This is a genomic window from Devosia sp., from assembly GCF_028290435.1.
In the GTDB taxonomy this organism is placed as follows: Bacteria; Pseudomonadota; Alphaproteobacteria; order Rhizobiales; family Devosiaceae; genus Devosia.
In genome coordinates this window covers 86085-97348 of record NZ_JAQGJV010000025.1, presented here as the reverse complement: position 1 = coordinate 97348, position 11264 = coordinate 86085, and the positions used below count along the sequence as shown (strand labels likewise).

The window sequence follows — 11264 nt, the reverse complement described above, 5'->3', positions numbered from 1 at the left end:
TCGATCGGCGCGATCGAGGTTCCTGCCAGCGCCTATTGGGGCGCCCAGACCCAGCGATCGATCGAGAATTTCCCCTTCCCTGCCACCGAGCGCATGCCGATCGCCATCGTCCACGCCCTGGCGCTGGTGAAGCAGGCGGCGGCGCGGGTGAACCGGGCGCATGGGCTCGAAGCCAAGCTGGCGGATGCGATCGAGGCGGCGGCGGCTTCCGTTGCGGCCGGCAAGTACGACGACCAGTTTCCGCTTGTCATCTGGCAGACCGGATCGGGCACCCAGTCGAACATGAACGTCAACGAAGTCGTCGCGGGAATCGCGAACGAGGCATTGTCGGGCGTGCGCGGCGGCAAGAAACCCGTCCATCCCAACGATCACGTCAACATGAGCCAATCGTCCAACGACACCTATCCGACCGCGATGCACATCGCGGCGGTCGAGGCGCTGGAGAATTACCTGTTTCCGCGGGTAGAAAAGCTGCGCGCGACGCTGCAATCCAAGTCCGAGGAATTCATGGATGTGGTCAAGATCGGCCGCACCCATTTGCAGGACGCGACGCCGCTGACGCTGGGCCAGGAAATGAGCGGCTGGGTGGCGCAGATCGAACTGGCGGTCAAAGCCATCCGGGTGACGCTGCCGCAGCTCAAGGAACTGGCGCTGGGCGGCACCGCCGTTGGCACCGGCCTCAATGCGCATCCCGACTACGGCGTGACCGTCGCCGCCGAGATCGCCAAGTTGACCGGGCAGGATTTCGTCACCGCACCGAACAAGTATGCAGTGATGGCCGGGCACGATGCCTTCGTGGGCACGTCGGGGGCGCTCAAGCAACTTGCCGCCGCGTTGATGAAGATCGCCAATGACGTGCGCTGGCTAGCCTCCGGCCCGCGTTCGGGCCTGGGCGAACTGACCATTCCCGAGAATGAACCCGGCTCCTCGATCATGCCGGGCAAGGTCAATCCGACCCAGTCGGAAGCCATGACCATGGTGGCCGTGCAGGTGATGGGCAATGACGCGGCGATCGGTTTTGCCGCCAGCCAGGGCAATTTCGAGCTCAACGTGTTCAAGCCGGTGATTGCCTACAATTTCCTGCAATCGGTGCGGCTGCTGGCGGATTCGGCACGCAGCTTCAACGATAACTGCGCCATCGGCATCGAGCCCGACCGCGCCCGCATCAAGGAACTGGTCGATAAGTCGCTGATGCTGGTGACCGCGCTCAACCGCAAGATCGGTTACGACAACGCGGCCAAGATCGCCAAGACCGCGCACAAGCACGGCACCACACTACGCGAGGAAGCTATCGCGCTGGGCCTGCTGACTGGCGAGGAATTCGACGCCGAAGTCAAACCAGAGCAGATGGTCGGCCCGCTCAAGTTGAAGAAGTAGACCTATTGCGGGCGGGGACTTCCCGCCCGTCTCCGGCTCTGGCATGGTGCGCCAATTGCAGGGAGAATTACGATGACCGAGACCGTTTATGTTGCGCCCAATAGCGGCCGCGTGCAGCAGCGCAAGGGGCCATTCATTCCGCCCCTGCTGATCGTGCCCTTCGTGCTCTACAACATCTTCGCCTTCCTGCCGTTCTTCGGCGGCAATCCGGCATCGTGGCACAATGGCTTGTTCTCGGTTCCCATGGTTTCGGGCACGCCATGGGCGGTGACGGCGGGCGACTTCCTGCTGGTGGTGGCGCTGGTGTGCCTGTTTATCGAAATCTTGAAATCCACACGCACCGGCACCTCATCGATCGTCGAGCATATGCTCTCGATGGTGGTCTTCGTGCTGTTCCTGATCGAGTTCCTGCTGATCGGCGCCGCCGCCAGCTCGGTGTTTTTTCTGCTGATGGTAATGAGCCTGATCGACGTGGTCGCGGGCTTTGCGGTTTCGATCACGGGCGCCGGACGCGACGTGACGATGGGCAATTAGGCAGGTTAGACGACGACGGTCTTCCGGTATCCCACGGGCATCCGCACCACGCTGATATTGGCGCCGGCGCTGTAAGCGCCGAGCGCACCCTCGACCGTCCCACGGCGGCGCTGACGCTGCGGCGCGAGGTTTTCGCGCGCAGCGAGCAGCTGGCTGACAAAGGCCGCGGTGGTCTGGCTGCGGCGCAAAGACGGGCGCGGGGCGGAGGCCTCAATCACCATTGGCAGGCCCGGTGCCGAAACGGGACGGTTCTGGGTGTCAAAATCGGTCATGTTCGCCTGCCTGTCCCGAAATGGGTCGAACTGTGCCATTGTTGGACAATTCAACGCGCTACTGACCAATAAGTGGCAAGCGGCGTGCCAGACGTAAACGATTTGTTAAGGTTTTCCCGTGGCGAAGTGGATCACGGTTAGGTGGGCGGCGGGCACATCAAGCCCGCCGCGTCGCCTAGAACGTATCCTTGCCCTTGCGTATGGCGGCAAACACTTCGGCAGGAGAAGCGCCCTCAAGGCCATAATGGCGGGCGAGCGCCGAATCATCGGCGCGCAGGAACGGATTGGCCAGCTTCTCGGTCCCCAGCAAAGCCGGGATGGTGAAGCGGGTGGCTTTGCGCAGTTCGGTGATTTCGGCGGCGCGGGCTTGGAGCGCTGTATTGTCAGGGTCGATCGACAGCGCGAATTTTGCATTGCTGGCGCTATATTCGTGCCCGCAATAGATCAGCGTCGCATCTGGCAGGTCGCGCAGCGCCTTGACGCCCTCCCACATCGGGCCGGGTGTGCCCTCGAACATGCGGCCCACCCCGAGTGAGAATAGCGCGTCGCCGGTAAACAGATGTCCGCCTGCCGCGTCGTAGAAAACGATGTGGCCCAGGGTGTGGCCGGGGGCGTGAAAAATGTCGAACTTTGTCTCGCCCAGCATCAGCGTGTCGCCGGCAGCAACCAGCACGTCGAGATCGGCGATCTTGTCGGCCTCGGCGCGCGGGCCAGTGACGGTGACGCCGAATTCGGCCTTGAGTTCGGGAATGGCTTCGACATGGTCGATATGATGATGGGTGATGAAGATATCGCTCAGCGTCCAGCCGCGATGCAGCAGGGCGGTCTTGATCGGGCCGGCCTCGGGGGCGTCGATGGCGGCGGTGCGGCCGGTGGCGGTGTCGTGGGCCAGGTAACCGTAATTATCGCTGCGCGCCTCGAACACGTCGACGATCAATGCCATGTTTATGCTCCTATGCTGTTCGCGTGCCTTGAAAGCCACGCAGGCGGACCTGACATGGCAATGGCGCATTAGACAAGTGGGCGGGCCTTTGGCACAGTCGATTTCATGAGCAGCGATGTCGTCCGCCTGATCGATTATTACAAATCCCCGCTGGGGCGGATTTCGCGCGCGCTGGTGCGCGAGCAGATCATGGGCCTGGCCGGCGATGTGGGCGGGCAGCGCGTGCTGGGGCTGGGTTTTGCCACGCCGTATCTGCGCTTTACGCTGGATCGCGCCGAGCGGGTGCTGGCCTTCATGCCGGCGCGACAGGGCGCGTCGTCCTGGCCGCGCGAAGGGCCGTCGCGCACCGTGCTGTGCGATCCGATGGAAATGCCGCTGACCGATGCGGCGATCGACCTGACCATCGCGGTGCATGCGCTTGAGCATATCGCCGATGCCGAAGAGCTGATGCGCGAACTCTGGCGCGTGACGGCGCCGAACGGGCGGCTGATCATCGTCGTGCCGCGGCGGCGTGGCATCTGGGCGCAGCGCGACAATACCCCGTTTGGCACTGGCAATCCGTATTCGGCGGGGCAATTGGAGCGGCTGCTGCGCGATCATAGTTTTGTGCCCGAAGGCTGGCGCGACGGGCTGTTCCTGCCGCCCTTCCAATCATCGCTGGTGCTCAAATCGACGCGGTTCTTCGAGGGCGCTGGGCGGCTGTTGGGGCCAGCCATGTCGGGCGTGATCTGCGTCGCGGCGCGCAAGGAGGCGTTTCCGGCCATTCCCCGCCGCAAACGCGAGGAACGCTTCGTGCGCGTGCCGGGCTTGAGCACCGCCACGGCGCGGCAGGGGTAACATTTGGCAACCTTCGGCGCGGTGGCGAGTTTTTCCCGCCTTCCATGGAGGCAAAAATGGCCACTGCAAAGAAATGGTCGCAGGACGTAACCGAGCATAGCGACGCGATGGATCTCGAAGAGGGCGTGTTCGAGCAGCACGACCCGAAGGCCATCGCCCGTTCGCTGAAACATTCGGCGGAGGCGAGCCATCGGCGCAAGTCCGAGCCGTACCAGTCGGCAATGTCGATGCTGACCTTCTATGTCAACCGCGCGGGCAAGAACCTGCCTGCGAGCCAGAAAAAGGTGCTCGACAACACCAAGGACGAATTGCGCAAGCTGTTCGGCCGCGACACTGAGGATTGACGCAGGCAGGCTTTGCCTTAGACGCGCGGTTTGATTATGGTCCGCCCGGTTTCCAGCCGGTAGTTTCCCATGTCCGACCGTCCCGTGCCGCAGCCCGGCATTCTCGATATCGCCCCCTATGTGCCCGGCAAAGCCGGCGCACCGGGGAGCAAGGCGATCAAATTGTCGTCCAACGAAAGCCCGCTCGGCGCCTCCCCAAAGGCGATCGCGGCGTTTGCGTCGGTGGCCGATCATCTGGATATCTATCCCGAGGGCTCCTCAAAAATCCTGCGCGTGGCGCTGGGTGAAGTGCATGGGCTCGATCCCGCGCGCATCGTCTGCGGCAATGGCTCGGACGATCTGCTGCACCTGTTGGCCCAGACTTATCTGGGGCAGGGCGACGAAGCGGTGATGAACCAATACGGGTTTTCGGTCTATCCGATCATCACGCTGGCAACGGGCGCAAAGATCGTCATGGCGCCGGAGGTGGAATACACCGCCAATGTGGATACGCTGCTGGCGGCCGTGACCGAGCGCACTAAAATGGTGTTTTTGGCCAATCCCAACAATCCGACCGGCACCTATTTGACCAGTGCTGAAGTGGCGCGGCTGCATGCGGGATTGCGTCCGGACATCATGCTGTTGATCGACAGCGCCTACGCGGAGTATGTCACGGCGGCGGACTATTCGGTGGGGATCGACCTGGTCGATACCGCCGACAATGTCGTCATGGTGCGCACCTTCTCCAAGATGGGACTGGCGGCGGCGCGGATCGGCTGGATGTATGGGCCGGACCATGTGGTCGACGCCATCAACCGCATTCGCGGACCGTTCAACGTCAACCTGCCGGCGCAACTGGCGGGCGCTGCGGCGGCGCGCGATGTAGAATTCACTGAGAGGTTGCGCCAGCACAATGCGCGTTGGCGCGAGTGGATCACCGGGCAATTGAGCTCCAACCAGTTGCGGGTGGTGCAGAGTCAGGCCAATTTCATCCTGGTGCTGTTTCCCAGCCCTGCCGAAGCCGATGCGGCCTTCGAAGCGCTGTGGGATGCAGGGCTGATCGTGCGGCAGGTCGGAACCTCCTACGGCATTGCGGATGGCTTGCGCATTTCCATCGGCAGCGAGGCCGCGATGCGCGGCGTAGTCGAAGTTCTCAAGAATCGGGTTGTGGCATGAGCGTCAAATTTCGCAAACTCGCGCTGATCGGTATTGGCCTGATCGGCTCGTCCATTGCTCTGGCCGCTCGCCGGCAGGGGCTGGCCGAAGTGATCGCCATTTCGACCCGCAAGGCTGAAACGCTGGAAGAAGCGCGCGAACTGGGGCTGGGCGATCTTTACACGCTCGATGCGGCCGAGGCCGTGCGCGGCGCGGACCTCGTGATCCTCTGCACCCCGGTCGGCGCCTATGAGAGCGTGATGCGCGACATTACCTCGGCTCTGGCGCCAGGTGCGATCCTGTCCGATGTCGGCTCGGTCAAGCAGCATGTGGTCAATGTGCTGGCGCCGCTGGTGCCAGCCGGGGTGAGCCTCATTCCGGGCCATCCGATCGCCGGCACCGAGCATTCGGGCCCCTCGGCGGGCTTTGCCGAATTGTTCGCCGGGCGCTGGTGCGTGCTGACTCCGGGGCCGGAAGTTGATCTCGCGCAGGTGGAAAAACTGGTGCAGTTCTGGGAAGCCATGGGCAGCCAAGTCGAGACCATGGAAGCCAGCCACCACGATATGGTGCTGGCCATTACCAGCCATATTCCCCATCTCGTGGCTTACAATATCGTCGGCACCGTCGCCGATCTGGAAGCGGCGACCCAGTCAGAAGTCATCAAGTTTTCCGCCTCGGGTTTCCGCGATTTCACCCGCATCGCCGCCTCCGATCCGGTGATGTGGCGCGACGTTTTCCTCACCAACCGCGATGCCGTGCTGGAAATGCTGGGACGGTTTTCCGAGGATCTGTCAGTGCTGCAGCGCGCGGTGCGGACCGGCGATGGTCCGGCACTCGAGGCCATGTTCACCCGCACCCGTGCCATCCGCCGCTCGATCATCAGCGCCGGACAGGAAACCGCCGCAGCCGATTTCGGTCGGCCACATGAGGCGACGCCGCCTCCCACGGCGCCGGTCTTCGTGCGCGAGCACGGCGGCGGGGACGACGCCTAGAACAGCGGCGGCACCGAGGCGATGGGCAAGAGGCCCGAATAGACATTGCCGCCGCGAAAGTTGAGCACGTTGGCGTGGCTGCCGTCCGGCGATGGATTGCCCAGCACCAGTGTGCGATAGGGCTCGATCAGATAGGGTTCGAGGCGCTCGGCGACCTTGGTGGAATTGATGTCGATCTGCCCGTCGAGCAGCCCGAGCGGGTCGAGTGCCAGATTGCCATTGGCCTTGAGATCGCTGTCGCCATCGGTGGCATGCGCGGAAACCAGCTTGAGCTGACCCCCGGCGGCGCGCCAGTTGATCAGCGCATCGGGCTCGGCCAGCAGCCGCACGTCGTCGGGCAGGCCGTTGACCTCGACTTCGATTTCCGCATTGCCATTGGCGATGGTGAAGCCGGGCGCCACCAGGTCCTTGGCCTGGAAATAACCGGCCAGCGCCGCTAGGCCCTTGGCGGCATCGTGCTGCTCGGGGATATCGCCCAGTTGCAGGTCGATCATGGCGCTCTTGGCGATGAGGTTGTCGCCCATCAGAGTGTCGCTCCAGTTCAGGTCCGTGCCGTTGAGCGCGATGCGGGCAATCTGCCAGCCATCGGTGCGGGCGCTGGCTTCGAGCGTGGCGAAATTGAGCGTACTTTGCGAGCCGGTGAAGGTGTCCTCGATTTTGATCGGGCCCTGCGCCGCCGCCAGCACATGGGTGGGGCGATAGACCAGCACTCTGGCGTTGATGTCGGCGATATCGATGACCAGATCGCCATCGAGCACCTGAGCCTTGGCACAATCGACATCGACGCGGAACGGGAAGCCCGAGACATCGAGAGTGCCGCAGGTGAGGCGCGGCGTGGTGACGCCATCGGCATCGGCCAGCGCCACGACGTTCTTGCGCACCTCGCCGGACAGGAACAGCCAAGCGCCCGACCACAGGGCGAGGACGACGACGATAGCGATGAAGAGAGCAATGATTCGTTTCATGGCTTTGTTCTATCCTCGCAGGGGCTTGGGCTAAAGAGCGTGCAACGGGAAAACCGGGTCGTGATGCTGGGGCATGCTCGCTATGCAGGCGGGCGATTGCCGGAAGGCAGCAATGTCCGTAGATTCTGTTGGGTTGATGACCATGCTTGAGATAATGACCGCGACAATCACCCACTGGGTTTTCGGGTACGGATCGCTGATCTGGAACCCCGGGTTCGCCCACATTTCGGCCCAGCAGGGACTGCTATACGGCGCCCATCGGAGCCTGTCGGTCTATTCGCAGGACCACCGCGGCACGCCGCAGCGGCCGGGGCTGGTGTTCGGACTGACGCGGGGCGGGTCATGCCGGGGCATGATGTTCGAGGTTGCCGATGAGGATTGGGCCGGGGTGCGGACGTATCTGCTGGCGCGCGAAAAGGGCAATGGGGTTTATCGCGAGGCGACGCGGCCGGTGCGCCTGGCGGATGGACGCGCGGTGCTGGCGCTGACCTTCATGGTCGATGAGCGGCATGTGCAATATGCGCGGAATCTGAGTCTGGAGCATCAATTGGCCATCGTGCGCGGCGGCGTCGGGGAGTCCGGCAATAATGTGGATTATGTGCTGAATACCGCGCGCGGGTTGGCACAATTGGGCATCGAGGATCGGCCGATCATGGCGCTGGCCAAACTGTTGGCGCGGGATGTAGCGGCGGCCTAGGCCGCCGAGCGCTCCTGTACCGGCTCGGCCCCTTCGAGGTCCCAGATAGTGCTCAGCCGTTCGCTGTCGGCGCTGGGGGTGACGAGGCGGAAGACGCGGTCGGCGCAATCGAGCGCCAGGCGGAAGCGCGACCGGCTGAGCGGGTCGCCGACGAGATCATGGGTCGAGCCGACCCAGAGCGCATTGCCGCCCTTGGCGATGAGATAGAGGTCATTCTCGGTCATGGCGAAGCGGTCGAGGTTTTCGCCAACCAGCCCATAGACACGGCCGGATCGCCCCATCCATGTGACCACCCGGGCGAGACCAGACTGGATGAACCGCGAATTGCTGAATGCCGTCATTTCCCCATCCTCTCCATCGCGAAGAAGAACAAAAATAGAACAAAATCGGTAAAGCGTCAAGTGGCTCTACGACTGGTGTCTATATCTATGGCGACGTTCGGCTCTAGCGTCAATATATAGTGTCAGGCGGTTGCCGCACGCGCCTGCTTGCGGGCGGTGATGGCGGCATCCAGCTTGGCGTCGATGGGCCGGTCGAGGCCCTTGTCGATGGCGCCGAGAATGAGCTTGTCCGATTCGGTTTCGATTGCGCCCTTGAGCCGTTCGAGAAACACATCGGGCGCGAGGCCAGCTTCGATGGCCGGCAGGAATTCACATTCGCCCAGGCCCGGCCAGATGACGAGGCTGTTGCGGCCCCAGAACAGGCCGGAATTGAGCGCCACCGGCACGACCGGCACCTTGAGTTCAGCGTAAAGTCGCGCAATGCCGTATTTGTAATCGGCCGGCGCCAGCGGCGCCTTGCGGGTGCCTTCGGGGAAAATGACGATGCGGCAGCCGCGTTCGACGGCGGCGTGCGCCTGTCGCATCATTTCGGGGACGGCCTGGGCGCCCTTGCGGCGGTCCACCTCGATGCAATCGAGCGAGCGGGCGGCCCAGCCGAAGAAGGGAATGCGCATCAATTCCTTCTTGACGATATAGGCGGGGCGCACGGCATGCGGGAAAATGGCGAACACGTCCCAATCGCTCTGGTGCTTGGCGGCAATGATGCAGCCGCCCTCGGGGATATTTTCCAGCCCCGATACTTTTGTGCGCATGCCCACCACCCAGCGCAGCATTTGCAGGTTGGAGCGGCACCAGTATTTCGCCAGCTCCCAGCCAAAGGTGGTGCGGCCGGCAAACAGCGCGATGGTGCCGATGGTGATGGCGACCAAAATGGTCTGTCCGATGAACAGGACATAGAACAGCGCCGAACGGATAGCCTGGACGATCATGGGTTACGTCTCTCTCGCGGCTGGGCGCCGATGACTGCTCATAATCAAACAATGATGGCTTGGCTAGAAGCGCGGCTCATTGTGATGCCGGCGCCAAACACCAGTCTTCCGCCGTTTACGCGTCAATGTACAGAACGTACGTGACAGGCGCCCGGTGCTAGGACGTCTGGGCGAGGAAGCGGCGTACCGTCAGGCGCGACGTGATGGCCGTCAGCGCCGCGATCACCGGAATGACGGCGGCGATGCCGATAATGCCATCGATGCCGAGCGCGAAGCGCCCGAACAGCACGCCGACCTGTGCACTGGCCTCGCTCGACAGCATATTGCCCGCCCCGGTGCCGACGATGAAAAAGAACAGCGTCGCCGCCAGCGCACCCAACAGCCCGCCTTGCAGGCCGATGGACAGGAAGCGCCCCTGGAACTCCCCGGCAATGAACTTGTTGGAGGCCCCGATATAGTGCAGCACGTCGACGATTTCACGGTTGGACGCCATGGCGCCGCGGGTGGCGAAGATGATGGCCAGGACGGTGGCCACACCGATCAGCCCAAGCACCATCAGGCCCGATAGCACGATGGCGCCCGCCATGGTGTTGAGCTGCTGGCGCCAGGCGGCGTGGGTATCGAGGCTCGCGCCCTTGATAGCGGTCAGGTCGCGGGTCAGCTTGGCGATATCGGCATCGACCGGATCGCCCAGTTGCACCACCACGAGCCGCGGAATTTCGATGGCGCTGAGGTCGAGACCCGCGCCGAGCCAGGGCTCGATCAGCTTCTGGCTTTCCGCCTCGGTTAGCGGGCGGGCGGAGGCGACGCCGGGCGTGGCTTCGGCCAGGGCGACGGCGGTGCGCAGGTTGCTCTCCATCACCTCGCCCTCGACCGGGCGGATCTGGATGGTGACTTCGCGGCCCACATCGGCCGACCAGGCGATAGCGGACTTTTGCACCAGCACCACGCCGCCCAAGGTGACGGCGGAGAGGAAGCTCATGATGGTGATCATCAGCAGCAGGGTGCGGCCGGCGACGCTTCGCTCGGGCACGATGGGGGCGGCGCCGCCATGGCGCGGCAGGATGGCTTTGAGGAGCCGCAACATCTCAAGCATGGATCACCAGCTCGCCCTTGGACAGCAGCATGCGCGGATAGGAAAACTGGTCGAGCAGCGGCAATTCGTGCGTGGCCAGAATGATGGTCATGCCCAGCGTCCGGTTCAGCTCGGCGAACAGGTGCACCAGGCGGCTTGACAGATCGGGATCGACATTGCCGGTGGGCTCGTCGGCCAGCAGCACTTTGGGGCGCGCGATAACGGCGCGCGCAATGGCGGCGCGCTGCTTCTCGCCGCCGGAGAGCAGCGAGGGCAGCGCATTCATGCGCTCGCCCAGCCCTACCCATTCGAGCAGCTCGGTGACATTGGGGCGATATTCGGCCTCGGGCTGGCCCAGCACGCGCAGCGGCAGCGCGACATTCTCAAACGTTGTCAGATGGTCGAGCAGGCGGAATTCCTGGAACACGATGCCGATATGGCGGCGCATCTGCAGCAGGCGGTCCTGGTCCAGATGGGTCACGTCCTCGCCGAACATGGTGACGCGGCCGCGCGAGGGTTTCAGCGACAGCAGCAGCAGGCGCAACAGGCTGGTCTTGCCGGCGCCCGAGGGACCGGTCAGAAAATGAAACGAGCCGGGCTCAATGGAAAAGCTGAGGTCCCGCAAAATTTCGGGGCCATTGCCATAGCGCAGCCCGACATCGGAAAACTCGATCAATCCGTCAGGCTCCACGCTTGCCCCCTTGCGACGCGATCGGCCCTGGCGGCGAATCAATCGTCGGCGACATCATAACAGGCGTTGGCGCCCGATGCCGCAGGCCCAGGCCAATGGGGCGCGAATACGGTGCAAATATGGTTCGCCGACA

Annotated in this window: 14 protein-coding genes; 7 read left to right on the top strand and 7 right to left on the bottom strand. The window is 63.5% G+C overall.

Annotation, left to right across the window (positions count from 1 at the left end; all coding sequences use genetic code 11):
• Together fumC and JWP26_RS07505 are read left to right on the top strand one after the other, a co-directional pair.
• The coding region (fumC, locus tag JWP26_RS07510) for a class II fumarate hydratase (protein ID WP_299725270.1) at nt 1-1377 on the top strand (1377 nt) is incomplete at its 5' end.
• Between the two features lie 72 nt (nt 1378-1449).
• The gene (locus tag JWP26_RS07505; RefSeq protein WP_299725267.1) at nt 1450-1911 is read left to right on the top strand and encodes a hypothetical protein; all 462 of its coding nucleotides are present in this window, start codon (nt 1450-1452) and stop codon (nt 1909-1911) included.
• A 5-nt stretch (nt 1912-1916) separates the two neighbouring features.
• On the opposite strand, the gene JWP26_RS07500 is transcribed toward JWP26_RS07505, so the two are convergent.
• Nucleotides 1917-2183, bottom strand: a complete 267-nt coding sequence (locus JWP26_RS07500) for a hypothetical protein (protein ID WP_299725265.1) — start codon at nt 2181-2183, stop codon at nt 1917-1919.
• A gap of 175 nt (nt 2184-2358) precedes the next feature.
• Complete coding sequence (gloB, locus tag JWP26_RS07495) at nt 2359-3126, bottom strand: hydroxyacylglutathione hydrolase (protein ID WP_299725263.1); 768 nt, start codon at nt 3124-3126, stop codon at nt 2359-2361.
• Between the two features lie 105 nt (nt 3127-3231).
• Between gloB and JWP26_RS07490 the strand changes: the two genes are divergently transcribed.
• The 4 genes from JWP26_RS07490 (at nt 3232) to JWP26_RS07475 (ending at nt 6433) form a co-directional block, all read left to right on the top strand.
• Nucleotides 3232-3963, top strand: a complete 732-nt coding sequence (locus JWP26_RS07490; RefSeq protein ID WP_299725261.1) for a class I SAM-dependent methyltransferase — start codon at nt 3232-3234, stop codon at nt 3961-3963.
• A 56-nt stretch (nt 3964-4019) separates the two neighbouring features.
• Nucleotides 4020-4307 carry a DUF3175 domain-containing protein gene (locus JWP26_RS07485; RefSeq protein WP_299725259.1) on the top strand — a complete coding sequence of 96 codons (288 nt, stop codon included), beginning with the start codon at nt 4020-4022 and terminating at the stop codon, nt 4305-4307.
• A 69-nt stretch (nt 4308-4376) separates the two neighbouring features.
• Nucleotides 4377-5462 (top strand): histidinol-phosphate transaminase, encoded by a 1086-nt coding sequence (gene hisC, locus JWP26_RS07480; protein WP_299725257.1) that lies wholly within the window; start codon nt 4377-4379, stop codon nt 5460-5462.
• The gene (locus JWP26_RS07475) at nt 5459-6433 is read left to right on the top strand and encodes a prephenate/arogenate dehydrogenase family protein (RefSeq protein ID WP_299725255.1); all 975 of its coding nucleotides are present in this window, start codon (nt 5459-5461) and stop codon (nt 6431-6433) included. Before hisC ends, JWP26_RS07475 begins: the two co-directional genes overlap by 4 nt.
• Here the strand turns inward: JWP26_RS07475 and JWP26_RS07470 are convergent.
• Nucleotides 6430-7398, bottom strand: a complete 969-nt coding sequence (locus JWP26_RS07470) for a DUF2125 domain-containing protein (protein ID WP_299725253.1) — start codon at nt 7396-7398, stop codon at nt 6430-6432. The two genes, JWP26_RS07475 and JWP26_RS07470, sit on opposite strands and share 4 nt — an antisense overlap.
• 112 nt (nt 7399-7510) lie before the next feature.
• On the opposite strand from JWP26_RS07470, the gene JWP26_RS07465 reads away from it, so the two are divergent.
• Nucleotides 7511-8095 carry a gamma-glutamylcyclotransferase gene (locus tag JWP26_RS07465; RefSeq protein ID WP_299725251.1) on the top strand — a complete coding sequence of 195 codons (585 nt, stop codon included), beginning with the start codon at nt 7511-7513 and terminating at the stop codon, nt 8093-8095.
• Here the strand turns inward: JWP26_RS07465 and JWP26_RS07460 are convergent.
• From JWP26_RS07460 to ftsE, 4 genes are all read right to left on the bottom strand, one after another.
• Nucleotides 8092-8436, bottom strand: coding sequence for a hypothetical protein (locus tag JWP26_RS07460; protein ID WP_299725249.1), 345 nt, complete (start codon nt 8434-8436; stop codon nt 8092-8094). The genes JWP26_RS07465 and JWP26_RS07460 overlap by 4 nt on opposite strands.
• Nucleotides 8437-8558: 122 nt before the next feature.
• Entirely contained in the window at nt 8559-9365 is an 807-nt protein-coding gene (locus JWP26_RS07455; RefSeq protein WP_299725247.1) for a 1-acyl-sn-glycerol-3-phosphate acyltransferase, read from the bottom strand.
• 157 nt (nt 9366-9522) lie between these two features.
• A complete protein-coding gene (locus tag JWP26_RS07450; RefSeq protein WP_299725246.1) occupies nt 9523-10461 on the bottom strand; it encodes an ABC transporter permease in 939 nt (312 codons plus the stop codon).
• Nucleotides 10454-11116 carry a cell division ATP-binding protein FtsE gene (ftsE, locus tag JWP26_RS07445; RefSeq protein WP_299725282.1) on the bottom strand — a complete coding sequence of 221 codons (663 nt, stop codon included), beginning with the start codon at nt 11114-11116 and terminating at the stop codon, nt 10454-10456. Before ftsE ends, JWP26_RS07450 begins: the two co-directional genes overlap by 8 nt.
• Nucleotides 11117-11264: the final 148 nt, after the last annotated feature.